The organism is Stenotrophomonas sp. SbOxS2 (genome assembly GCF_013416715.1).
In the GTDB taxonomy this organism is placed as follows: domain Bacteria; phylum Pseudomonadota; class Gammaproteobacteria; order Xanthomonadales; family Xanthomonadaceae; genus Stenotrophomonas; species Stenotrophomonas lactitubi.
The window spans coordinates 133,634-156,606 of sequence record NZ_JAAVXD010000001.1 but is presented as its reverse complement, the minus strand read 5'-3'; the positions used below and the strand labels follow the sequence as shown (position 1 = coordinate 156,606).

Sequence of the window (22,973 nt, the reverse complement as noted above, 5' to 3'; positions counted from 1 at the left end):
CGCAGGGCGCGGGGGCCAGAGTCGGTCGAGCAACCACATGGCAGGTCTCCGTTGGGGGCGGGGACGATCTACCGTACCGATGCCCAGGCCAAGACCGGGTGATGGCGCTGCGGCATACCGATGACAGCTGGCGGCCTGCCTTCAGTGTACCGGCCGCGCCCTGCCCAGCCGCCGTACCAGCACGAAGAACAGCGGCACCAGCACCACCGCCAGCACCGTTCCCGAGAGCATGCCGCCGATCACGCTCATGCCGATCTCACGGCGGCTGACCGCGCCGGCGCCGGTGGCCAATGCCAGCGGAATGACGCCTGCCACGAAGGCCAGTGAGGTCATCACGATCGGCCGCAGGCGCAGGCGCGCACCCTGCAGTGCCGCTTCCACCGCCGAACTGCCGGCGCGGTAGCGCGCTTCGGCGAACTCCACGATCAGGATCGCGTTCTTTGCCGATAGTCCAATGGTGGTCAGCAACCCCACTTGGAAGTAGATGTCATTGACAAAGCCCGCAGCCGTGGTCGCCAGCACCGTGCCGATCACGCCCAGCGGGATCACCAGCACCACCGCCACCGGAACCGTCCAGCTCTCGTAGAGCGCGGCCAGGCACAGGAAGATGAAGGCGATCGACGCGGCATACAGGTACAGGGTCTGGTTGCTGGCCAGTTGTTCCTGGTAGGACAGCCCGCTCCATTGCAGATCGAATCCGGGTTGATCGGCCACCAGCGCCTGCATGCGCTGCATCGCTTCGCCCGAGCTGCGCCCTTCGGCCGCACTGCCCTGGATCTGCATCGCAGGCAGGCCGTTGAAACGTTGCTGCAGCTGCGGCCCACGCGCCCAGTGGCTGCTGGCGAAGCTGGCGAACGAGGCCATCTGACCGTTGCCGCCGCGCACATACCACTGACCGATGTCCTCGGGCACGCTGCGGTAGGGCTGGTCGCCCTGCATGTAGACACGCTTGACCCGGCCGCGGTCCAGGAAATCATTGATGTAGCTGCCGCCCCAGGCGGCAGACAGCGTGGAATTGATGTCGGCCTGGGCCAGACCCAGCGCACTGGCCTGGGCGTGGTCGATGTCCAGCCGCAGCTCGGCCTTGTCGCCCAATCCGTTCAAGCGCACCGAGGTCAGCCCATCATCTTCGCCGGCTGCGCGCACCACCTGCTCCTGTGCGGCCTGCAGGGCCACGCGTCCGGCAGCGCTGGTGTCCTGCAGCCACAGTTCGAAACCACTGGACTGGCCCAGGCCACGCACGGCTGGCGGAGCGAGCACATTCACCTTGGCGTCGGGCAGCTTGCGGAAATAGGCATTGGCGCGCGCGATGATCGCCGCCGCAGTGTTGTCGCCGTTGCGCTGGTCCCACGGCTTGAGCGCCAGGAAGCCCTGCCCCGCATTCTGGCCGGTACCCGCATTGTTGCGACCGACCACCACGAACACCACGTCCAGGTTCTGCTTTTCGTGTTCCATGAAGTAGCGGCTGATCTGCTCGCCCAGCGCCTCGGTGCGCGCCATCGGCGTGCCTTCCGGCGTGGAGAACTGGAACGTCACCTGGCCCTGGTCCTCCACCGGCAGGAAGCCGGTCGGCATGCGCGCATACAGGGCAATCATGGCGATCACCAGCAGCAGGTAGAACGCCATCCAGCGGCGTGGACGGGCAACCACGCCGCCCAGCCTGCCCTGGTAGGCCGACTGGCTGCGTTCGACGCCGCGATTGAACGCAGCAAAGAAGCGTCCCGCTGGTTTCTGTGCCGACGAGGGCTTGAGCAGGGTCGCGCACAGCGCCGGTGTCAAGGTCAGCGCGACCAGCGCCGACAACGCCATGGCCGATGCAATCGTGATCGAGAACTGCCGGTAGATGATGCCGGTGGAACCACCGAACAGCGCCATCGGCAGGAATACCGCACCGAGCACCACGGTGATGCCGATCAGCGCACCGGTGATCTCGCCCATCGACTTCTCGGTTGCCTCGCGTGGCGGCAGATGCTCTTCGTGGATGATGCGTTCCACGTTCTCCACCACCACGATCGCGTCATCGACCAGCAGGCCGATGGCCAGCACCATCGCAAACAGCGTCAGGGTGTTGATGGTGAAACCGGCCACCGCGAGGACGCCGAAGGTACCCAGCAGCACCACCGGCACCGTGATCGCAGGAATCAGGGTGGCGCGCAGGTTCTGCAGGAACAGGAACATCACCACCACCACCAGCACGATCGCCTCGATCAGGGTGTGGATGACCCCTTCGATGGAGACCCGTACGAACGGCGTGCTGTCGCGTGGATAGGCGACCTGCAGCCCGGGCGGGAACGTAGGCCGCAACCGCTCAAGCTCCGCGCGCACTGCATCGGCGGTGGCCAGCGCGTTGGCGCCGGAGGCCAGGGTCACCGAGAAACCTGCGGCCGGATAGCCGTTGAGGTAGCTGCTGGTCTGGTAATTCTCCGCGCCGATCTCGACCCGCGCCACATCGCCAAGGTGCACTGCCGCGCCACTGGGCAGCGTGCGCAGGATGATCGCGCGGAACTGTTCCGGGGTCTGCAGGCGCGACTGCGCGGTGACGGTGGCATTGAGGCTCTGCGTCGCACTGGACGGCAGCGCCCCCAGTTCACCGGCCGTGACCTGGGTGTTCTGCGCCTGGATCGCACTGCGCACATCAGACGGCATCAGGTCGTATGCACGCAGCTTGTACGGATCCAGCCACACCCGCATCGCATAGGCCGAACCGAACACATTGATCTCGCCGACGCCGGCAATGCGGCTGATCGGATCCTGCACGTTGCTGACCAGGAAGTCGGAAACGTCCACCCGCTCCATGCGCCGGCTGGTGTCGTACAGCGAAACCACCATCAACGAGTCGCCCTGCGACTTGGCCACGGTCACGCCCTGCTGCTGCACTTCCTGCGGCAGGCGGTTGATGGCCTGGTTGACGCTGTTCTGCACCTGCACCTGGGCGATGTCGGGGTTGGCGCTCTGGTCGAAGGTGACCGTGATCCGCGCCTGCCCCGAAGACGAGCTGGTGGAAGAGAAATACAGCAGGTGGTCGATGCCCTTGATCTGCTGTTCGATCACCTGGGTGACGCTGTCTTCCACCGTCTGCGCAGACGCGCCGGTGTAGTTGGCAGTGATGTTGACCTGCGGCGGTGCGATGTCCGGATACTGTTCGACCGGCAGCTGGGTCACCGCAATCGTGCCGAACGCCATGATGCAGATCGCCAGTACCCAGGCGAATACGGGGCGGTGGATGAAGAAGCGCGGCAGCATGCGCTCAGTCCTTTCCGGCCGGCGCGGCCACGGGCGCGTGCTTCACCCGCACCGGCATGCCGTCGGCAAGGCCCTGCGCCCCCGCCACCACCACCTGCTCGCCAGCGCTGATGCCGTCAAGCACCAGCCACTGGTTGCCGACCGCGCGTGCGGTGCGGAACGTGCGCAGCCGCGCCTTGCCCTCCTTGTCGACCAGCCACGCCTGCGCCTCGCCCTTGGCACTGCGGTCCACCGCCGACTGCGGCACCAGCAGCGCCTGCTGCTGCGTGCCCTGGCCCACCTGCGCGCGCACATACATGCCCGGCAGCAGTTGTCCTTCGGGATTGGGGAACTGCGCCCGCAGGGTGATGCTGCCGGTGTCCTGCTGCACATCGATGTCGGCGAACTCCAGCGTGCCCGGCAGCGGATAGTCGGTGCCATCGGACAAGCGCAGCCGCACCGGCGCGCTGTTGGCCTGCACCCCACCCTCGGCAATGGCACGACGCAACGCCAGGTACTCGTTGCTGGACTGGGTGATATCCACGTTCATGGGATCCACCTGCTGGATGCGCGCCAGCGGGTCGGCCTGGGCGGACGTCACCAGCGCACCGGGGGTGAACAGCGCGCGCCCGATGCGGCCGGCGATCGGTGCGGTGACTGTGGCAAAACCCAGCCGCGTGCTGGCGGTATCGCGTGCCGCCTGCGCCGCCTGCACTGCCGCAGCTGCCTGCTGGGCACTGGCGATGGCGTCGTCCACGTCCTGGCGCGCGGCCAGCTGGTCCTTGCCCAGCGCCTGCATCCGCTGCGCCCGCAGACGCGCGGTCACGGCCGCCGCTTCGGCGGTCTTCAGGTTGGCCTGCGCCTCGTTCAGGGCGGCCTGGTACAGCGCCGGCTCGATCTGGAACAGGGGCTGCCCGGCCTTCACCAGCTGCCCCTGCTCGAACAGCCGCTTCACCAGCACCCCGTCCACCTGCGGGCGTACATCCGATTCCTGCGAGGCGATGGTGCGTCCCGGCAGCTCCTGCTCCAGCGCCAGCGACTGGTTCTGCAGCGTCAGCACGGTCACTTCCGGCGTCGCTGTGCCTGGTTTGGGCGCGTCCTTGCCGCAACCGGCCAGCAGGGTCGCCAGGGCTATCAACAGCAGCGGCAGGCGCCAGGTTCGGGGCAGGCGCCAGGCCGCAGCCGGCGGGAAGGAATACGGAAGGGTCATCGGCAGCAGGTTCCACGCGCCGGGGGGAGCGCTCGGCGCCGAATATAGAAGACCCCGCGCTGCGATCCAGCGAAAAACGCATGAAACATTTTTCATTTGCAGTGCACGCCCGTGGTTGCGAGGATGCGCTGGTCCCAATCTGCAAAGTGGCCCATGCCGCGCGTACTCACCATCGAGGACGACCTTGTCACCGCGGAGGAAATCGCCACCGAGCTGCGCAGCCACGGCTTCGAGGTCGACCTGGCGGCCGATGGCAGCAATGGCCTGGCGCTGGCACGCGCCGGCGACTACGCCGTGATCACCCTGGATCGCATGCTGCCGGGCGTGGACGGGCTGACCCTGGTCACCACGCTGCGCCGCGAAGGCGTGACCACGCCAGTACTGATGATCAGCGCATTGTCGGACGTGGACGAGCGCGTGCGCGGGCTGCGCGCCGGTGGCGACGACTACCTGACCAAGCCGTTCGCTTCGGATGAAATGGCAGCGCGGGTGGAGGTGCTGATCCGCCGCCACGGACAGCTGGGCACCGTCGACAGCATGCTGCGCGCCGGCGACCTCGAACTGGACCTGATGAGCCGCTCGGTGCGCCGTGGCGGCCAGGAGATCAGCCTGCTGCCGACCGAGTTCAAGCTGCTCGAATTCCTGGTCCGCAACGCCGGCCAGGTGGTCACCCGCACCATGTTGTTCCAGGAAGTCTGGGGCTACCACTTCGACCCAGGCACCAACCTGATCGACGTGCATATCGGCCGTGTGCGCAAACGCATCGAGCAGCCCGGCCGTACGCAGCCGATCAAGACCGTAAGGGGAACCGGCTATGTCTTCGACGCGCAACCTTGATCAGTGGCGCTCGTCCAGCAGCCGCCTTCTTGGCCTGTACTGCATCCTGTTCGTGGCCTGGTCGAGCATGCTGCTGGGGGTGATGTACTGGCGCATCTCGGACTACCTGAACGACCTGACCGAATCGGGTCTGCAACAGCGCGCCCATCTGTTCATGAGCTTCGACGGCCCTGCCCTGGATGACGCGCTGCGCGACAGCCAGCGCTTCGACCTGCACCAGGTGTATACGTACGGGCTGTTCGACAACGCCGGCATGCCGATGGCGGGGCCGCTGACGGCCATTCCCGAGGGACTGCCGCTGGATGGCAACTCGCATCCTGTGGCGGGTTGGACACTGGTCGATGGCCCGCATGAGAGCGGTGGCAGCGCACTCGGCGTGGTCACCCGCGATGGCCGCACACTGGTGTTCGTGCGCCAGAACGGCAAGCTGATGGCGGTCAACAGCATCATCCTCGATGCGCTGCTGTGGGGCGTGTCACTGACCGTCATTCCCGGGCTGGTGGGCTGGCATCTGCTGCGCCGGCGCCCGTTGAAGCGGATCCAGCAGATCGAAGCGGCCACCAACCGGATCATCGCCGGCGACCTCGGGCAACGCCTGCCGGTATCCAACCGGCGCGATGAAATCGATCGGCTGTCGAGCATCGTCAACGCCATGCTGGAACGCATCGAACAGCTGATGACCGAGGTCAAAGGCGTGTGCGACAGCATCGCGCATGATCTGCGCACGCCACTTACCCGGCTGCGTGCGCACCTCTACCGCATGCGCGTGGGCCTGGACGAGCACGACCCGCATGCGGACCCGTTGGACAAGGCGCTGGCGGAGACTGACATGCTGATGGCGCGCTTCGCTGCGCTACTGCGCGTGTCCGAGCTGGAAAGCCACCAGCGCCGCTCAGCCTTCGACGAGGTCGACATCGCCGACCTGCTGCAGGAGCTGCACCAGTTCTACCTGCCGTTGGCCGAAGAGAAACAACAGGAGCTGCAGCTGCAGGTCGCGCCGCAGATCGGCGTGCTGCGCGGCGATCGCGAGCTGCTGTTCGAAGCGGTGGCCAACCTGCTGTCCAACGCCCTGCAGTTCACGCCCGCGCACGGGCGCATCCTGCTGCGCGCGGTGGACGACCACGGCGCGCCCCGCATCGATGTGATCGACAACGGGCCGGGCATCCCGCCGCAGGACCGCACCTTGATCTACCAGCGCTTCTTCCGCGGCAGCAGCAGTGCCGGGCAAGCTCCAGGATTTGGCCTGGGGCTGTCGATCGTGGCTGCCATTGCCGGACTGCACGGCTTCCGTGTCCGCGCCGGCAGCGGCCCGGACGGCGGCGCCTGGATGAGCATCCGCGGCGCTGCAGACGGGCTTCCCTGAGGCGGTCACCGCCACCATCAGCTACCGGCTCCGGGCACGGCAACGGCCGTTGAGCGCCGCAGCAGCACATGCAGCAGCAAGGCACTGCCGGCGGTCAGCGCTGACAGCATGTGCAGCAGTTGCCCCAGCGCCTCGCCGCTGGCGCGCTGCAACTGCAGGGCCGTTGCTCCGGGCAGCAGCGGTTGGGCCGAATGCAACGCACCGGTAGCCAGATAGGCCGCCGCCCTGCCCAGTGCTGGAGCAGATGTGCCCTGCAGGCGGTGGCCGATGAGCGTCGCCAGCAATGCGGTCACTGCCGCCAGTGCGATGCCCTCGCCCGCTACCCGCACCGTGCCGAAGATCCCCGCCGCCATGCCCGCGCGTTGCACCGGCACCACACTGACCGACAACCCGTCCATCAACCCCCAGGGCAATGCGGTGCCTGCACCGATCAGCAGCAGCGGCGGGATCCATTGCGCAGGCAGCGGATGTACCGCCTGCCGCGACAGCAGATACAGCCCCAACGCGCAGAGCAGCAACCCTGCCACGCACAGGCGCGTGCTTCCCATCCGGCTTGCCCAGCGCGCGGCCAGCAGTGGCAGCACCAGCATCGGCGCGGACAGCGCCAGCATCTGCACGCCGACGGTGGCGACGCCCTGGCCATGCACGCCCAGCAACTGCAGCGGCAGCACCACCAGCAGCACCACGTAGCCGAAGCAGGTTGCCACCGGCAGCAGCTGCACACCGACGAATGCCCGCTGCGCGAACAGCGAAAGATCCAGCAACGGCGCCGGCTGCCTGCGCTCGATCAGTACGAACGAAGCCGCCAGCAGCACGGTCGCCAGCGATGCCCACTGTACCCGCGCTGCGGGCAGGCCGAATTCGCCCAACCACAACAGCGCCAGGGTCAGCATGCTCAGCGTCAGGCTGAAAGCCAGCATGCCCGGCACGTCCAGCCGCCCGGCCTGCCCGCGGCTCTCCGGCAGCACGCGCGCTGCCAGCACGCATGCCAGCAGAGCCAGTACACCACCGGCGGCAAACACGCTGCGCCAACCCATCGCCTCGAGCAGCGCGCCCGCAAGCAGCGGCCCCAGCGCCAGGCCGGCGCCAAAGGTGGTGCCCAGCAGGGCAAACACACGCATACGGACCTGGCCGTGCCACGCCTGCGCCAGCGCCGCGCTGCCCGATGCCAATGCCGCGGCAGCGCCCACGCCTTGCAGACCGCGCGCCAGGTCCAGCCAGAACAGATCCGGCGCCATGCAGACGAAGAACGTCGCCAACGCGAAACCGCCGCTGCCCAGCAGGAACAGCCGGCGTCGCCCATAGCGGTCCGCCAGTCCCCCTGCCGCCAGCAGCAGGCTGCCGAAGCTGAGCATGAAGGCGTTGGTCACCCAGGCCAACGAAGCGGGCGAGCTGGCCAACTGGATGGCCAGCACCGGCACCGCTACCGCGCCGGCCGAGAACGACAACGGCAACGCGAGCGCCGCCAGGCACACCGACACCAGGGCCCAACGCCCTTGCACGGGCTGGGAATCCATCAAGAAACGGGCCATCGGGGCCTCCTGCAATCGGGGCATTGATGATGAACAGGCCGCGTTCGGGTAAAAACCGGCTCACAGGCGTTTGATTACGGCCAGATGTTCCGCAATCATCCCGCCATGGATTCCATTTCCGCACTACTGGCTTTCGTCCGCACCGCCGAGGCCAGCAGCATTGTCGGCGCCGCGCGCGTACTGGGCCTGTCCGCTTCGGCGGTGGGCAAGCGGATCGCCCGCCTGGAACAGGACCTGGGTACGCGACTGTTCCACCGCACCACCCGCCGCATGCACCTAACCGACGAAGGCGACCTGCTGCTGCAGCGCTGCCGACGTGCACTGGATGAACTGTCCGAGGCCCAGGCTGATCTTGCGCAGCGCCAACTCGCTCCCCGCGGGCTGCTGCGGATTGGCCTGCCCACCATCGGCTACCGTTTTCTGCTGCCGGTGCTGCCCGGCTTCCAGCAGCGCTACCCGCAGGTGCAGTTGGAACTTGATTTCAATGACCGCCTGGTCGATGTCGTCAGCGAAGGACTGGATGCGGTGATACGCAGCGGTGAACTGGCCGACTCCAGCCTGATGTCTCGGCGCCTCGGCAGCTTCCACTTCGTGCTGTGCGCAGCGCCGGTCTACCTGCGAACACACGGCTGGCCACAGTCGCTGCCGGAACTGCGTACGCTGCAGGCGGTGCGTTTCCGCTTCCCGACCACCGGCATGCTGCAACCCTGGAGCCTGCCCGGCGTCGATGGCGACGCCGGCGCCGCTCTGACTACAGCAATGACCTGCAACAACATGGAAGCGCTGCTGGCCGCTGCAATCGGCGCCATGGGCGTCGCCTGGATGCCCGACTTCCTGGCGGCCGAAGCACTGGCCGATGGCCGGTTGCAGCAGGTGTTGCCGATGATGGAGCCGCAGCGCGGGCAATTCTCACTGCTCTGGCCCGGCAATCGTCACCCCAGTGCGCGCCTGCGGGTGTTCATCGATTACATGGCCGATCATCTGTTCGCCCGTCCTTGTTGAGCAGACAGATGCACCGCCCGCCGCCGCTCCCCATGCACGACGCGCATTGCCACCCCCGAGGCAAGCGCGATCAACGCATTCGTGTCTGACCACGCACAGGCGGCGGGCGATGCGGGTTGGCGTACCGGACAACTCTGGGACTGACCGGCGGATCATGGTGATCCCCACACATCGCCCACCACGGACAGCGGGTCACGTGATCCGAAGGCGCCATCCGTGCGCCTGCCGATCACGTGCCAGAGTTGATTGTGGGACGCCAATCCCAGCCGGCCGATGATGGCCGACGGGCACATGCTGGTCGTTGTCGCCGGGACGGTATGTAGGAGTTGCCCGCGCCTGTGCATCAGGCTTGCGGCAGGCGCGATTCCCAGGGTCAGAACTGCAGGCCGGATCACATTCCAGAGGCATGCACGACGCAGACAACTGCTCTACCCGTGCATGCAGCACGGAAGCTCAACCGGCAATCACGACACTACCGGTTGCGCTGCCATCGCCAGGAAATTCTGCAGCACCGGCGTCGGCGATTCCGGGCGCATGCAGAATTGCAGCTCGAACGCAGCATTGCCACCGCCCAGTGGCCGGTAGACGATTTCTTCGGGACGGAACCCGCTCATGCTTGCCGGCACGATCGCCACACCTGCTTCCACGGCCACCAGCGACAACACCGCGTGCATGCCCTGCGCTTCCTGCACGACCCGTGGCGTGAAGCCGGCAGCGGTACACAGGCCCAGTACCTGTGCATGGAAGCCGATCCCTTCAGCAGAGGGCCATGAAACGAAGGGCTCGTCCATCAGGTCTGCAACATCCAGCCGTTGCTGTGCCACCAGCCGATGCGCGCGCGGCAGGGCAATGGCCAGTCGATCATGGTCGAACGCCCGTAGATGCAGTTCTGCGGAAATGATCGGCGGAATCAGGATGCCCAGGTCGATGCGCCCTTCGCGCAGCCACTGTTGCTGCTGCCGCGAGGTGGCTTCGTGCAGATGCAGCTGCACCTGCGCAAACGCGTGGCGGAACTGGCGGATCAGCGCCGGCAGGCGCCCATAGAGTGCGCTGCCGACGTAGCCTACGCGCAGGCTGCCAGTCTGCCCTGCCGCCGATTCGCGCGTGCGCTGCAGCGCCTGTTCGGCCTGTTGCAGCGTCGCGCGCGCTTCCACCAGCAGCGTCTGCCCCGCTGCGGTCAAGCCCAGCGTGCGGTTGCCGCGCACGATCAATCCCGTGCCTACTTCGTCTTCCAGGCGCCGCATCGCCGCCGTCAATGGCGGCTGCGACATGTGCAGGCGTGCAGCGGCGCGATGGAAGTGCAGTTCTTCGGCTACCGCCACGAACTGGCGGAGCAGGCGCAGATCGATCATTTCATCGCAGGCAGGTGGAGACCCGCCTAGGGTACGCGCTCAGCCGCGCGCGTCGACACTCGGCCGTGCAATGACCGGCCACTGCAGCGCCACCGATTCGATGCTGTCGGCGGCCACGGCGCGCAGGTCGCGTGGATAGTCCACGTGCTCTGCTTCCTGCAACCGCAGTGCATGGAACTGGCCGTTGCTGGCACGCAGAATCCAGCCACCCTGCCGGCAGCGGGTGGAAACCAGGAAGGCCACCCCGGTGGCCACGGCATCGGGATGCAGTTCATCCGGCTCTCCGTCGATGCCCCACATGCGGGTCTTGGCCACCGGCGATACCGCGTTGACCACGATGCCATGTTCGGCGCCTTCCAGGGCCAGCACATTGACCAGCCCTTGCGCGGCCAGCTTGGCCATCGCGTAGCCACATAGGCCGCGCTGCGCATACTGCGGGTACAGCGCGCGATCGGAGGTGGTCAGCACGATGCGGCCGCCGCCGGCAGCACGCATCGCGGGCCATGCCGCCTGTGCCAGCCACAGCGGTGTCTTTGCGGCCAGGCACAGCATCTGCTCCAGCGCATCGTCCTCCACCGCTTCGATACCGGCATAGGCCACCCAGCCGGCGTTGTGGATGATGAAGTCCAGGCGACCGTGGCGTTGCAGGATGTCCTGCACCAGCGCATGGCAACCACTGCGCTCGTTGATGGGGCCGCTGGCGGCCTCGACCGGCAGGCCCTGGCTGTGCAGTGTCGCCACCGCCGTGGCGATGCGCTGCGGATCGGCGCCCGTGCCATCCGTTGCAGCGCCCACGTCATGCATCACCACATGCGCGCCACGTTGCGCCAGCAGGCGGCTGTAGGCCATGCCCAGGCCACCGGCGGCACCGGTCACCAGGCCCACCTGGCCTTCGAACGAGATACTGGAATTGGGTTTCATCCGGCCAGCATCGGCGAGCGCCATCATCCTCGGCCAATACTGTTTGCACGACCGCGCGATACGCCAACGGTATCGCGCGACGATGGGGCTGAGCTCTCAGCGGCTGAAGCGACGGGCACCGGCCACGCAGATCACCGCCGCCACGGTCACCAGCAGCATGCCGGCGCTGACGGTCTCGTGCAGCAGCATCGCCGCCAGTGCCAGGCCGAAGAACGGTTGCAGCAACTGCAGCTGGCCGACCGCGGCAATGCCTCCCTGGGCCAGGCCGCGATACCAGAACAGGAACCCGATCAGCATGCTGAACACCGCTACATACCCCAGCGCCCACCATGCGGAAGCAGCGACCGCCGTGAACGAGACCGGGCGCATCGCCACCATCAGCGGCAGCATGACCGGCAATGCCAGCAGCAGTGCCCAGCTGATCACCTGCCAACCGCCAAGATGTCGGGCAAGGCGGCCGCCCTCTGCATAGCCGAGCCCGCACACCACGATTGCCGCCAGCATCAGCAGGTCGGCCTGCAGGGAAGCCTCGATGCCGTTGCGTGCGGCATAGCCGACGACACAGGCGCTGCCCAGCAGCGAGAACACCCAGAACGCCGGGCGTGGCCGGTCGCCGCCGCGCAGGACGCCGAATACCGCCGTGCTCAGCGGCAGCAGTCCGAGGAACACGATGGTGTGTGCCGAGGAGGCGTGGCGGAGGGCGAGCGCGGTCAGCAACGGGAAGCCCACCACCACGCCCAGGCTGACCAGCGCCAGGCCAGGCAGATCGCTTCTGACCGGCCGCGGCTGCCGCAATGCCAGCAGCAGCACCAGCCCCAGCAACGCGGCGATGCTGGCGCGTGCGGCAGTAACGAAGCTGGCGTCCAGTTCCATCACCGCCATGCGAGTGGCCGGCAAAGAGCCGGCGAAGATCACCACACCGATGAAGCCATTGATCCACCCGCTTGCCGACCGTTCCACACCCTGCTCCAGAAGTACCGGGCAATAGCCGGCTGTGCCCGTCATTGAGCCACCGGGCGCCGGAGACACACAGCTACAATCCAGTACAGTCACAAGTAACTGTACTGCCCACAATCCCCTTACAGTCACGCCCATGTCCCGACCGTCCAGCCGCATCGACAGCGTCATCCACGCCGTCCGCTCACGCATCAGCTCGCGCCTCGATGGCCCGGGCAGCCGCCTGCCCTCGGTGCGCGCGCAGGCGACGACGATGGGCGTTTCGGTGTCCACCGTGGTCGAGGCCTACGAACGATTGGCGGCCGAGGGCGTGATCGCCGCGCGCGCCGGCTCCGGCTTCTACGTGACTGGCCCGGCAGCACCGCTGGCGCTGGCCGAGATGGAACCGCGCCTTGATCGCGCGGTGGACCCGTTGTGGGTATCGCGGCAATCACTGGAAACCCCACCCGGCCACCTCAAGCCCGGCTGCGGCTGGATGCCCAGTGACTGGCTGTACCACGATGGCCTGCGCCGCGGCCTGCGCCGCATGGCCCGCGCCGACGCCGCACACCTGGTCGACTACGCGGGGCCGCTCGGCCTGCCGGCACTGCGGCAGACGCTGCAGCGACGCGCGGCCACGCTGGGCATCGAAGCGTCGATGGAGCAGCTGCTGCTGGCCGAATCGGGGACGCATGCGGTCGACCTCATCTGCCGCTTCCTGCTGAAGCCCGGCGACTGCGTGCTGGTCGACGACCCGAGCTATTTCAATTACCACGCGATGTTGAAGGCGCATCAGGTCCAGGCCATAGGCGTGCCCTACACGCACACCGGGCCGGATCTGGAGGTGTTCGCCAGCGCATTGCAGGAACACGCGCCGCGCCTGTACATCACCAACGCTGGTCTGCACAACCCGACGGGCGCGGTGCTGTCGGCGACCACGGCACATCGCCTGCTTGGCCTGGCCGAACGCAGCGAACTGATCATCATCGAGGATGACATCTTCGCCGACTTCGAGCTGCGCCCCGCGCCGCGGCTGGCGGCGCTGGATGGATTGTCGCGGGTGATCCATGTCGGCAGCTTCTCCAAAGCCATCTCAGCTGCATCGCGCTGCGGCTACATCGCCGCACGCCCTGACTGGATCGAGGCACTGACCGATCTGAAGCTGGCCACCAGCTTCGGCGGTGGGCACCTGGCCGCGCACCTCATGCAGATCGCACTGACCGACAGCGGCTACCGACGGCACATGCAGGCGGTGCGCACGCGCCTGGCCGATGCGCGCAAGCACACCCTGCGGCAGGTGCAGAAGCTGGGCATCACGCCATGGCTGCAACCGGAAGCAGGGCTGTTCCTGTGGTGCCAGCTGCCCGATGGGCGCGATGCATCAGCGGTAGCACGGCTGTGCCTGCGCGAAGGCGTGGTGGTGGCGCCCGGCAATGCCTTCAGCCAGTCGCAGAAAGCCGCTGATTACGTGCGATTCAATGTGTCGCAGTGCCAGGACCCGAAGATCTGGCAGGTACTGGGGAAGGCACTGCAGCAGAAAAGCTGAAGCATCCCAGTGCGTTATCCTGCCGGCCATCCAAGCAAGGAGCATCCGCATGCGTCGATGGATCGGCATCGCCTTGGTCTGCAGCCTGACCGGTGGTTGCATCACGTTCGGGCCCCGAGACGGCTCACTGCGGGTCATTGGCTATGCACCCACGGACGGGAACTGCCAACTGCAGATCACCGCGCCGGGCGCATCCAACGCGGAAGCCCAGCCGGTACAGGGGTATTTTCAACGGCACGTGATGGTTCATTCCAGCAGGCCAGGTCACGTCGCCCTGCTGTGCAATGGCAGGCTGCAGGCCGAACGCAACTTCCGCTATGGCCGCGACGTGAGGTTCGGCGAGGTTCTACCGCTCCTTGTTTTCGAGCGTAGCGCACTCGATCTGGGCGGCAGCACTCCGGTGGTACGCATGCGTGCTTTCCAGTCCGACTTCCTGGACTGGAACAATGCCTCGCTTGCAGGGGTGACAGAACATGGTGCTCCGCGTGGCCTGGCGTTGGCGAGTGCGTCGTATGCAAAGCTGGTGGAGCACTATGCCCTGCCGGGTACCCCGTACACCTTCATGCAACGGCCAAGCGTTGAGTCAGCGCATGATCCGGCACTGGAACAGGTCCTGGCCGTGCAGATCCTCGGCGACGCAGCGTCGATACGTACCGCACAGCAACGCCGCTCCAGCATCCTCATCCATGAGTACCGGCTGCAACGTGTGCAGGATGACTGGCGATTGACCGGCCTGTATCGACTGGAAGCAGACGGAATGAAGCCGGCGCTCTGAATACCTCGGACTCAATCGGCGAGGTAGGTCTCTGCGGGAATGTCCAGCAGCTCTGGACCTGAAAGCGTCGCGCCCTGCAGATCGGCGCCGGCGTTCAAGGCATTGTCGATCGCATTGAGCAGCGAACTCCGCTGGCAGATCGCCTTGAACGCAGCGCGCGGGCCTTCGTGGTACATGGCCAGGGCGCGCTGAAGACCCGCGGCAAATACCGGTTCACGCTCGAGCGGCAGTTCATGCAGCTCACCCTGCGCGTCAGAGGCGGTGAATGTACGCGGCAGCACCACGCCCAGTTCCATGTGCCCGATCAGGGCCATGGCGAATGCTTCAGGCAACCACACCAGCAGGCGGCGCATCGGCCCGTGTTCGCTGCCGAGCGCGAGCAGTGCCCGCTCGGCCTGCTCTTCATTCACGTCTTCGCGTCCGAGCAATGTCAGCGCCAGTTCGAAGGCTTCCGCCGAAGGCATCGGGGCTGTGCGAGGGTCCATTCGCGATCTCTGGAATACAGGCAGGCGCAGACCTTAAGCAAAGGCGGCCCTTCGTGCAATCGACACTTGCGCAGCGCGGTAAAGTGGATGCTCGCCATTGCTGCAGGAATGCTTCCGATGTCCTTCTCCGATCCCCACGCCGTCGCCCGCTACGCAGACGGCCCGCTGCGGCAGGTACCGGGTTTCCTCGGACTGCAGCAGATGACCCACCTGCTGCTGGCCGAACATGTGCCCGACGATGGCCAGGTGCTGGTGCTCGGCGCAGGTGGCGGCCTGGAGCTCAAGGCCTTCGCCGAAGCGCATCCGCAGTGGCAGATGCTCGGCATCGATCCGGCCGCGCCCATGCTCGCGCTGGCCGAACAGACCCTGGGGCCATTGATGGCGCAGGTCACGCTGCTGGAAGGCTACATCGACGATGCCCCGCACACCGTCTTCGACGGCGCCACCTGCCTGCTGACCCTGCATTTCCTCACCGTTGAACAGCGCCTGCACACCCTGCACGAACTGCGGCAACGGCTGCGGCCGGGTGCGCCGCTGGTGGTAGCCCACCACAGCGTGCCGCAGGACGCGGCCGGCAAGCATCGCTGGCTGCAACGCTACGCCGCATTCGGGGAGGCCTCCGGCATTCCACGTGCCGATGCGCAGCGCGCAGCGGCCACGATCGCCGAGCGTCTACCGCTGTTGTCGCCCGAGCAGGAAGTGGCGTTGCTGCAGGAGGCTGGCTTCGACAAGGTGGAACTGTTCTATGCCGGCTTCAGCTTCAAGGGATGGGTGGCCCATGCGCCGACCGCAGCGGCATAGCGCTGCGACGCATGCTCAAGGAACTACTGTGATGCCGATCCGCTGCATCAGCAGCGCCACCTGCTGCACATCCAGCGTGGCGCCACGCAGGTTGGTGCTGCGCACGTCCAGCTCACCCAGTTCGGAGTTGGTCAGGTCGCAATCGGTGAAGTTGGCCGTGTTCCAGTCGATGCCATCGAACTGGCCACCGGACAGGTCCGACCCAGCAAAACTGGCGCCGCTGACGTTGGCCCCTTCCCAGCGGTTTTCCCACAGCTCGCACTTCTCCAGCGTCACCCGCGAGAAGTTGGCATAGCGCAGGTTGGTCTTCTTGATGAAGGCGCTGCAGAACCAGCTGCGCGTGGTGATCTGGTTCATGAAACTGGCGTTGCTGAAATCGGCGCCCTGCGCGCGACACTCGCTGATTTCCAGCCCCAGCGCCTTGATGAAGTTGAAGTTGCACATGCTGATGTCGCACTGGCGGAAGCTGGCTTCCTTCAACGTGGCACCACTGAAACGGCACCCGGTGCGCGTGTCGGCGTCGTAGAAGCCGCAGTTCACGAACTCGGTGGCGGTGAGGTCCGCGCCGGAGAAATCGCACTCGTGGAACTGCTGGTCGACCACCTTCTGGCCGGTGAATTGATCAGCGCCGATGCGCAGCTTGTGATGAACGGTGGAGGACATGCAGGGTTCCGTGCCGGATGCCTCGCCATGATGCCGCGCGGGAAAGGGGATGGGCAGCGCCAGCGCCCGCGCGATTCACCATCGCTGCAGTTGGAGTGTGTACAGCCCGTCTCGCCAACTTCTGGCCGGGCACTCGATGTTGCACGTTTATGCACGTTTATGCACAATTGAAGCATGAACTCCGACCCCACCCTCCCCGCCGAACGTACCCAGCTGATCCTGCAGGAGCTGCGCCAGCAGGGGCGCGTAGTGGCCGCCGAACTGGCCCGCCGCTATGGCATATCCGAAGATTCGATCCGCCGCGATCTGCGTGAACTGGCCGCCCAGGGCCTGTGCCAGCGCGTCTATGGGGGTGCGGTGCTGCCGGCTCCGAAGGCGGCACCGCTGCGCGAACGGATGACCCAGGACCGCACCGGCAAGGATGAACTGGCCGCCCGCGTCTGCACGCTGCTGCAGCCCGGCCAGGTCCTGCTGATCGACGCTGGCTCCACCAATCTGGCCATTGCCCAGCAATTGCCGGGCGCGCTGGGGCTGACGGTGATCACCAACGCACCGCAGATCGCCACCGCCGCGGCGTGGCAGGACGGCACCACCGTGCAGCTGATCGGTGGGCGTCTGGCCGCAGGCGGCGGCGCGGTCGGTGCCGAGGCGCTGGCCCAGGTGCAGCACCTGCGGGCGGATGTCTTTCTGCCCGGCCCCTGCGCCGTCGACGTCGATACCGGCGTGTGGGCGATGGACGCCGAGGAAGCCACGCTCAAGCGCGCGATGGTCGCCTGCAGCAGCCGCATCATCGTCGCCGCCACCACCGAAAAACTGGGCGCACGCGGCAACTGGCAGATCGCCGGCCTGGACGACATCGACGATCTGGTACTGACCACCTCGGCACCACCTGCGCTGGCCGCCCGTTTCCGTGCCGCCGGCATCGCCGTACATCCGACACCTCCCTGACCGTACCGCCCATGTCCCTCGCCAACCGACCGCGTGCCGAACAGCACGCGACCCGCGCTGCATTCTTCATTCCCGGCTTCGCTACTGCGCTGTGGGCCACGCTGGTGCCCTTCGCCAAGGCGCGCACCGACATCAACGACGCCACGCTGGGTCTGGTGCTGCTCTGCCTGGGCGCCGGCTCGCTGCTGGCCATGCCGCTGTCGGGCCTGTTCGCCGCACGGCTGGGTTGCCGCCGGGTGATGGTCGCCACCACGCTGATCATCTGCGCAACGGTACCCGGCCTGGCGTTGGCTGAGTCGGCGTGGATGCTGGGCCTGGTGCTGTTCGTCTTCGGTGCCGGCGTGGGCGCGATGGATTGCACGATGAACGTACAGGCCGTGGTGGTGGAACGCGAAGCACAGCGGGTGATGATGTCCGGCTTCCACGCGTTCTTCAGCATCGGTGGATTCCTCGGCGCGGCGACGATGACCCTGTTGCTGAGCGCGCGCATGGCGCCGATCTCGGCGGTGCTGCTCGGCGTATTGATGATGGGTGTGGTCGCACTGCTGTCGGCGCGCTACTGGCGTGGCGAGCGCGTCGCACACGATGCACCGCTGCTGGCGTGGCCGCGCGGCATCGTCATGTTCATCGGCGTGCTTGCCTTCATCGCGTTCCTGGCGGAAGGTGCGATGCTGGACTGGAGTGCGGTGTTCCTCACCGACATCCGCAAGGTCGATGCCAGCCATGCCGGCATCGGCTATGTCACCTTCACTCTGACCATGACCGTGGCGCGCCTGCTCGGCGACCGCCTGGTGGAGCGCATCGGCCGGCAGAAGGCCATCGTGGCCGGTGCGCTGCTGGCCTGCGCCGGCGTGCTGGTGCTCACCCTGGTCACGCCGTGGCAGGCGTCACTGGGCGGCTACGTGCTGGTCGGCCTGGGCTGCGCCAACATCGCCCCGGCGCTGTTCTCGCTGGCTGGCAGCCAGAACCGGATGCCGCAGGCGATCGCCATCACTGCGGTCTCCACGCTTGGATTTGCCGGCATTCTTGCCGGCCCAGCGCTGATCGGATTCGCCGCCAATCATTTCGGCCTCATCGCCGCCTTCGTCGGCGTGGCGGTGGCGCTGTTGCTGGTGGCGGTGTCGACGCGCTGGCTGCGGGGGTGATGTGCATGGCGGCGCTTGCGTCGGAATGTCATCCGCAACCGCCGATAGCCGATCACCGTGGCCGTCGCGCACAGCGCGGTGCCTGCCAGACTGAGCAACAGCAGCATGATCAAACGGCTGTTCTCCTGCAGCAGCAGCACGGGGAGATCCCAGCTGTGCAGGAAGGAAAACAGCCAACGACCTGCGCGCTCGCGCTTGCCCATCGTCAACAGCGGATCGCCGGTGGCCAGGTCGACATAGACGCGGGTTGCCTCAGCATCATCGAAGTCAGCCATCGCCACCGGAAAGCGACGTACCGCGGCGCCATTCATCGCCTCTGCAGCACGCGGATAGAAGTAAGCATCTGGCCCCTGCAGGGGGGTGAAACTGCGCAGTCGCGCGTTGGACATCGCCTCTACCCTGCCCCGCAGCCAGTCTGCACCGAATGCGGTGGACACCTGCAGGGCGCCGCCACGCTCCGTGACCACGCGCGAATCGGCGTTGCCATCCAGCACCACCGCGAACAGCTCACCGCCGACCCGTCGCCACTGGATCTCGACCGGCACGAACTGCGGCGTGTGCACTGCAGCCAGTACAGCAGCCGGCTGTGCGATGACGCCTGCATCCGCCGGAACCTCACCCTGATAGCGCGCAACGTCGAGCGAGGCGCGTGAGCTGCTGAACACTCCCAGCGGATTCATCGACATCAGGCCACTGAAGATCCAGGTGAAAACGAACGCGCTCGCCATCAATCCGATCAGATGATGCCAGCGCATCCACGGTTCCTGATACGGCGTCTTCGACCCCGACCGGTAGTGCCCGCGAAACCGCCAGCGCCAGATGCCGACCACGACCCCGCTGACCGCGGCCACCGTGCACAGCGCCGACAGCGCGATCACCGTCCAGGTCCACACCGGGTCCACCGACTGCATGCGCAGGAAGTACAGCCAGTGCAGCCACGCGCCCACATAGTTCCACCGCTGCTGCAGGCGCGGTGCATCCAGCACCACTTCGCCGGTACGCGAGGATACGTAGACATCACCAGGCTGTGCGCCACCCACGCCGACGCGGTACAGCGGCCGATGCGGATCAAGGCCGCGCGAATGCGTCCAGCGATCCTCGTCCAGCGGCATGGCACCAACGAAAGCCGGCCCACCGGCGAACTGCGCGGCGGAGACTTCGGCCAGCTGCGCCGATACCGGCGGCAATGCCTGCCCGGTAAGCGCCGACCATGCGCCCATGTTCGTCCCGGAGCGCACCACGTAGGCGGGCTCGCCACGCAGCGTCGTCAACACGATCCGCTCAGGCTCCTGTCGCACGGCGTCCGGCAGCACGGAAAGTGCCTGCCAGCCGCGCGCATCAGCCAGTGTGGGCAGCGCGGCCAAGCGTTCTCCCGGCGTCAGCTTCGGGTAACCGATGAACAGCATCACCATGCCGCTGACGAACCACAGCAACATCAGCAGGCACCCACCAATGCCCAGCCAACGGTGCACCAAGTAGGTCCAGCGCTTGGCAGTGGATCGCAGCGACATGGCGGCCATCCTCAGAAGCGATGGTCGAAGGTGAATTCGATGCGCCGGTCCGCGCCCAGCAGCCACTGCGTACTGGTGTAGTACGCGGTGGCGTAGTACGCCTTGTCGAACACGTTGAACACGCGCGCGGTCACCCGTGTACGTGGCGCTGCCTGCCAGGTCAGGGCCAGATCGGTGGTGGTATAGCCTGGCAGCTGCAGCGTATTGGCGTTGTCGGCATAGCGCTTGCCCACGTAGCGCACGCCACTGGCCACGCTCCAGTCGGGCAGGAACTGCCAGCTCAACCAGACGTTGGCCAGGCGTTCGGCCACGTTCGGCGGCACGTTGCCATCGCGCGAGACAATCACCGCCGGCGTGCCGGTGGCTTCCAGGAAGTCCTCGAACTCGGCCTTGAGCACGGTCGCGTTGGCATCCAGCGACCACTGCGGCGCGAAGGCCCAGTTCAACGAGGCTTCGATTCCCTTCGAGGCCTGTGCACCCACCTGCACGCGACGGTCCGGTTGCAACGGGTCACGGCTGAGCAACCCGGTCTTGCGGATGCGATAGGCCGCCAGCGTCCATTCGCCCCCATCGAAAGCCTGCTTCATGCCGATCTCGATCTGCTTGCCCTTGGCCAGATCGAACACGCCGTTGGCCGGACTGATCATCAACAGCCCACTGACCGGGTCCGCCGCCTGCGAGTACTGCGCATAGAAGGTCATCGACGGTTGTACCGCGAACACCGTGCCCGCGCGCCAGCCGGTGCTGTTGTAGGTCTTCGAGAACGCCCGCTGGCCGCTGACCAGGTCGTTGCGATCGATCGTGGCGCGATCGTGACGCACGCCAGCAAGCACCGACCAACGCTCGCTCAGTTCCAGCCGGTCTTCCACGAACAGCGCGACCTGCTCGGCGCTGTTGCGGTAGCGCGGCAGGTTGGGTGCATCGCTGACGAACCCGCCGGGCACCGGGTTGAAGGGATCCACCGGTCCCGAGCTGCCCGCATAGGTGTTGTTGGTGTGCTTGAAATGCGCACGGTTGGCATCGAAGCCAACGGCGAAACTGTTGGGCAGACCACCCGCATTTCCCAGCAGGCGCAGCGTGGAAGTCAGGCCGGTCTGGTCCTGGTTGTGGGTGATCTGGGTGTTGCCGGAGCGGTCGATCAGGCCGGTGCGCTCGTTGTAGACATAGGCCTCGGCGTTGCGCCAATCGCGCTGGCTGTCGATCTGGTAGACGCGCGTGCGCCATTCCACGTTCTCGTTCGGCGTCCACAGCGCATCGAGCTGGGTCCAACGGTCGCGGAAACGGATCACGCTGTCGGCCACGTTGTAGTTCTCGTGGCGCAGTGCATCCAGCTGCCGCCCATCGATCAACGGCGTACCGAAGTAGCGCATCGGCTTCTGGTAGCCCTGCGCATGGGTCAGCGTGAACTGCAGATCCGCCCGTGGCTGCCACAGCAACGCACCGGAAAACGTGGCATCGCCGTTGTGGCCGCGGTCGACCCACCCGCTGCTGTAGTTGCCGCTGACGTCCACGCGGTAGGCCAGCGCCGGCGTGAGCGCACCGCCACTGCCGAATCCGAGTCGCGCGGTGTCTTCGCTGCCCAGGGTCACGCTGACCTCGTTCTCGATGGCACCGCGCGAAGGCTTCTTCGGCACGATGTTGACCACACCGCCGATGGCACCATCACCATGGATGACCGAGGCCGGCCCACGCAGCACCTCGATGCGCTCGATCGACCAGGTATCGAACGGAAAGGTGATGCCCACACCGCCGTACTGGCGCAGGCCGTCGTACAGGCGCATCACCGAGGCGCCATCGGTAAAGCCACGGCTGGACAGCGCACTCAGGCCGTTGCCCGGATGGGGAAGTGCGCTGATCGCGCCGGCGCGGGTGATCGCGTCGTTGAGATTGGAATCACCGCGCTGCTCCAACTGCTCGCGCGAAATCACGGTCAGGCTGGCCGGGGTCTGCAGCACGCTCAGGCCGAGGGCCGAGCCGGTGCTGGCGGTGGAGGACAGCGCACCGCTGCGGGTATCCACCACGCGGACGGTATCCAGCGTGGTCGGTGGTGCCGCGTCGGAAGCAAGGGCAGAAGCGGAGTGCAGCAGCAGCGCACAAGCGGCAGACAGCGCCGCCCGGCGCAGGCGCGCGGAGTTTGGGTTTGTTTTCATTGTTTCACGGCATGCAAGGCCACCCCGCAGTAGCAGGGAAGCTCAAGGAGTTCGGGAAACGCGCACGCAGTAGTGCCAGGCCATGCCTGGCAGCTCGGGAGAATCAATCCAAGGGCGCACGCGCAGGGATCAAGCAGCCAGCAGTACCGGTGGCCCACGCGCTCCCAACGTGCCGCAGATCCGCTGCGGCAACGTCTGCACCGCACCACGCAGCGCACGGCACACCGGTGCCAGCGGCATCATCAACAGCAGCGCCGCCACCAGCAGGGTGATCAGTCGTGCGGCAATCAGGCAGTAGTCGCAGTCCACGCCCATCTCGTGGTCGGCGTGTGGATCGGCCGGCGGCTTCGGTGCCGCTTCGCCATGCTGCATTGCCATCGCGTGGTGGTCGTGGTGCCCTTCCATCGCGTGCTGCGCGTGCAGGGTGTGGTCCATGACCGCCACCGGTGCAGCAACAGCAACGTGCGCATGCGCCAGCCAGCGGCTCACCAGCGGGGCAAGCAGCACCAGCAGCATGGCAAGCCATGCCAGGGTCTGGAACCGGCGGTGGAGAGCAGAGCGGCGCACACGGCCA

General features: G+C 66.6%; 19 protein-coding genes. 8 read left to right on the top strand and 11 right to left on the bottom strand.

Annotation, left to right across the window (positions count from 1 at the left end):
* Positions 1-141: 141 nt before the first annotated feature.
* Together HFK18_RS00795 and HFK18_RS00790 are read right to left on the bottom strand one after the other, a co-directional pair.
* A complete protein-coding gene (locus HFK18_RS00795; protein WP_180163770.1) occupies positions 142-3,243 on the bottom strand; it encodes an efflux RND transporter permease subunit in 3,102 nt (1,033 codons plus the stop codon).
* A 4-nt stretch (positions 3,244-3,247) separates the two neighbouring features.
* The gene (locus HFK18_RS00790; RefSeq protein ID WP_180163769.1) at positions 3,248-4,432 is read right to left on the bottom strand and encodes an efflux RND transporter periplasmic adaptor subunit; all 1,185 of its coding nucleotides are present in this window, start codon (positions 4,430-4,432) and stop codon (positions 3,248-3,250) included.
* Positions 4,433-4,585: 153 nt separating this feature from the next.
* On the opposite strand from HFK18_RS00790, the gene HFK18_RS00785 reads away from it, so the two are divergent.
* On the top strand, positions 4,586-5,269 hold the full coding sequence (locus HFK18_RS00785; RefSeq protein WP_180163768.1) for a response regulator transcription factor: 684 nt from the start codon (positions 4,586-4,588) through the stop codon (positions 5,267-5,269).
* Positions 5,247-6,632, top strand: a complete 1,386-nt coding sequence (locus HFK18_RS00780) for a HAMP domain-containing sensor histidine kinase (protein ID WP_180163767.1) — start codon at positions 5,247-5,249, stop codon at positions 6,630-6,632. The genes HFK18_RS00785 and HFK18_RS00780 overlap by 23 nt, the downstream gene beginning before the upstream one ends.
* 17 nt (positions 6,633-6,649) lie before the next feature.
* Here HFK18_RS00780 and HFK18_RS00775 read toward each other — a convergent pair whose 3' ends face one another.
* Positions 6,650-8,164: an MFS transporter gene (locus tag HFK18_RS00775; RefSeq protein WP_257216018.1), complete on the bottom strand. Its 1,515-nt coding sequence runs from the start codon at positions 8,162-8,164 to the stop codon at positions 6,650-6,652.
* Positions 8,165-8,269: 105 nt separating this feature from the next.
* Between HFK18_RS00775 and HFK18_RS00770 the strand changes: the two genes are divergently transcribed.
* Positions 8,270-9,166 (top strand): LysR substrate-binding domain-containing protein, encoded by an 897-nt coding sequence (locus HFK18_RS00770; protein ID WP_180163766.1) that lies wholly within the window; start codon positions 8,270-8,272, stop codon positions 9,164-9,166.
* Positions 9,167-9,630: 464 nt separating this feature from the next.
* On the opposite strand, the gene HFK18_RS00765 is transcribed toward HFK18_RS00770, so the two are convergent.
* The 3 genes from HFK18_RS00765 to HFK18_RS00755 form a co-directional block, all read right to left on the bottom strand.
* Positions 9,631-10,518, bottom strand: coding sequence for a LysR family transcriptional regulator (locus HFK18_RS00765; protein ID WP_180163765.1), 888 nt, complete (start codon positions 10,516-10,518; stop codon positions 9,631-9,633).
* A gap of 39 nt (positions 10,519-10,557) precedes the next feature.
* The gene (locus HFK18_RS00760; RefSeq protein ID WP_180163764.1) at positions 10,558-11,439 is read right to left on the bottom strand and encodes an SDR family oxidoreductase; all 882 of its coding nucleotides are present in this window, start codon (positions 11,437-11,439) and stop codon (positions 10,558-10,560) included.
* A 96-nt stretch (positions 11,440-11,535) separates the two neighbouring features.
* A complete protein-coding gene (locus HFK18_RS00755) occupies positions 11,536-12,399 on the bottom strand; it encodes a DMT family transporter (protein WP_100463463.1) in 864 nt (287 codons plus the stop codon).
* Positions 12,400-12,532: 133 nt separating this feature from the next.
* Between HFK18_RS00755 and HFK18_RS00750 the strand changes: the two genes are divergently transcribed.
* Positions 12,533-13,921, top strand: coding sequence for a PLP-dependent aminotransferase family protein (locus HFK18_RS00750; RefSeq protein WP_180163763.1), 1,389 nt, complete (start codon positions 12,533-12,535; stop codon positions 13,919-13,921).
* Between the two features lie 49 nt (positions 13,922-13,970).
* Positions 13,971-14,696, top strand: a complete 726-nt coding sequence (locus tag HFK18_RS00745; protein WP_180163762.1) for a hypothetical protein — start codon at positions 13,971-13,973, stop codon at positions 14,694-14,696.
* 11 nt (positions 14,697-14,707) lie between these two features.
* On the opposite strand, the gene HFK18_RS00740 is transcribed toward HFK18_RS00745, so the two are convergent.
* Positions 14,708-15,181 carry a hypothetical protein gene (locus HFK18_RS00740; RefSeq protein WP_180163761.1) on the bottom strand — a complete coding sequence of 158 codons (474 nt, stop codon included), beginning with the start codon at positions 15,179-15,181 and terminating at the stop codon, positions 14,708-14,710.
* Between the two features lie 117 nt (positions 15,182-15,298).
* On the opposite strand from HFK18_RS00740, the gene HFK18_RS00735 reads away from it, so the two are divergent.
* Complete coding sequence (locus tag HFK18_RS00735; protein ID WP_180163760.1) at positions 15,299-15,982, top strand: class I SAM-dependent methyltransferase; 684 nt, start codon at positions 15,299-15,301, stop codon at positions 15,980-15,982.
* 15 nt (positions 15,983-15,997) lie between these two features.
* Here HFK18_RS00735 and smqnr read toward each other — a convergent pair whose 3' ends face one another.
* Complete coding sequence (gene smqnr / locus HFK18_RS00730; RefSeq protein ID WP_100551708.1) at positions 15,998-16,645, bottom strand: SmQnr family pentapeptide repeat protein; 648 nt, start codon at positions 16,643-16,645, stop codon at positions 15,998-16,000.
* A gap of 174 nt (positions 16,646-16,819) precedes the next feature.
* On the opposite strand from smqnr, the gene HFK18_RS00725 reads away from it, so the two are divergent.
* The gene (locus HFK18_RS00725; protein WP_180163759.1) at positions 16,820-17,593 is read left to right on the top strand and encodes a DeoR/GlpR family DNA-binding transcription regulator; all 774 of its coding nucleotides are present in this window, start codon (positions 16,820-16,822) and stop codon (positions 17,591-17,593) included.
* Positions 17,594-17,604: 11 nt separating this feature from the next.
* Complete coding sequence (locus tag HFK18_RS00720; RefSeq protein WP_180163758.1) at positions 17,605-18,738, top strand: MFS transporter; 1,134 nt, start codon at positions 17,605-17,607, stop codon at positions 18,736-18,738.
* Here HFK18_RS00720 and HFK18_RS00715 read toward each other — a convergent pair.
* From HFK18_RS00715 to HFK18_RS00705, 3 genes are all read right to left on the bottom strand, one after another.
* Positions 18,654-20,249, bottom strand: coding sequence for a PepSY domain-containing protein (locus HFK18_RS00715; RefSeq protein WP_180163757.1), 1,596 nt, complete (start codon positions 20,247-20,249; stop codon positions 18,654-18,656). The genes HFK18_RS00720 and HFK18_RS00715 overlap by 85 nt on opposite strands.
* An 11-nt stretch (positions 20,250-20,260) precedes the next feature.
* Positions 20,261-22,399 (bottom strand): TonB-dependent receptor, encoded by a 2,139-nt coding sequence (locus tag HFK18_RS00710; RefSeq protein WP_180163756.1) that lies wholly within the window; start codon positions 22,397-22,399, stop codon positions 20,261-20,263.
* A 129-nt stretch (positions 22,400-22,528) separates the two neighbouring features.
* Complete coding sequence (locus HFK18_RS00705) at positions 22,529-22,915, bottom strand: DUF2946 family protein (RefSeq protein ID WP_100463443.1); 387 nt, start codon at positions 22,913-22,915, stop codon at positions 22,529-22,531.
* Positions 22,916-22,973: the final 58 nt, after the last annotated feature.

Excerpts from the sequence above, each read along its gene's own strand:
- HFK18_RS00795 (WP_180163770.1), bottom strand. The coding sequence starts at position 3,243 with ATGCTGCCGCGCTTCTTCATCCACCGCCCCGTATTCGCCTGGGTACTG.
- HFK18_RS00790 (WP_180163769.1), bottom strand. The coding sequence starts at position 4,432 with ATGACCCTTCCGTATTCCTTCCCGCCGGCTGCGGCCTGGCGCCTGCCC.
- HFK18_RS00785 (WP_180163768.1), top strand. The coding sequence starts at position 4,586 with ATGCCGCGCGTACTCACCATCGAGGACGACCTTGTCACCGCGGAGGAA.
- HFK18_RS00780 (WP_180163767.1), top strand. The coding sequence starts at position 5,247 with ATGTCTTCGACGCGCAACCTTGATCAGTGGCGCTCGTCCAGCAGCCGC.
- HFK18_RS00775 (WP_257216018.1), bottom strand. The coding sequence starts at position 8,164 with ATGGCCCGTTTCTTGATGGATTCCCAGCCCGTGCAAGGGCGTTGGGCC.
- HFK18_RS00770 (WP_180163766.1), top strand. The coding sequence starts at position 8,270 with ATGGATTCCATTTCCGCACTACTGGCTTTCGTCCGCACCGCCGAGGCC.
- HFK18_RS00765 (WP_180163765.1), bottom strand. The coding sequence starts at position 10,518 with ATGATCGATCTGCGCCTGCTCCGCCAGTTCGTGGCGGTAGCCGAAGAA.
- HFK18_RS00760 (WP_180163764.1), bottom strand. The coding sequence starts at position 11,439 with ATGAAACCCAATTCCAGTATCTCGTTCGAAGGCCAGGTGGGCCTGGTG.
- HFK18_RS00750 (WP_180163763.1), top strand. The coding sequence starts at position 12,533 with ATGTCCCGACCGTCCAGCCGCATCGACAGCGTCATCCACGCCGTCCGC.
- HFK18_RS00745 (WP_180163762.1), top strand. The coding sequence starts at position 13,971 with ATGCGTCGATGGATCGGCATCGCCTTGGTCTGCAGCCTGACCGGTGGT.
- HFK18_RS00740 (WP_180163761.1), bottom strand. The coding sequence starts at position 15,181 with ATGGACCCTCGCACAGCCCCGATGCCTTCGGCGGAAGCCTTCGAACTG.
- HFK18_RS00735 (WP_180163760.1), top strand. The coding sequence starts at position 15,299 with ATGTCCTTCTCCGATCCCCACGCCGTCGCCCGCTACGCAGACGGCCCG.
- smqnr (WP_100551708.1), bottom strand. The coding sequence starts at position 16,645 with ATGTCCTCCACCGTTCATCACAAGCTGCGCATCGGCGCTGATCAATTC.
- HFK18_RS00725 (WP_180163759.1), top strand. The coding sequence starts at position 16,820 with ATGAACTCCGACCCCACCCTCCCCGCCGAACGTACCCAGCTGATCCTG.
- HFK18_RS00720 (WP_180163758.1), top strand. The coding sequence starts at position 17,605 with ATGTCCCTCGCCAACCGACCGCGTGCCGAACAGCACGCGACCCGCGCT.
- HFK18_RS00715 (WP_180163757.1), bottom strand. The coding sequence starts at position 20,249 with ATGTCGCTGCGATCCACTGCCAAGCGCTGGACCTACTTGGTGCACCGT.
- HFK18_RS00710 (WP_180163756.1), bottom strand. The coding sequence starts at position 22,399 with ATGAAAACAAACCCAAACTCCGCGCGCCTGCGCCGGGCGGCGCTGTCT.
- HFK18_RS00705 (WP_100463443.1), bottom strand. The coding sequence starts at position 22,915 with ATGCTGCTGGTGCTGCTTGCCCCGCTGGTGAGCCGCTGGCTGGCGCAT.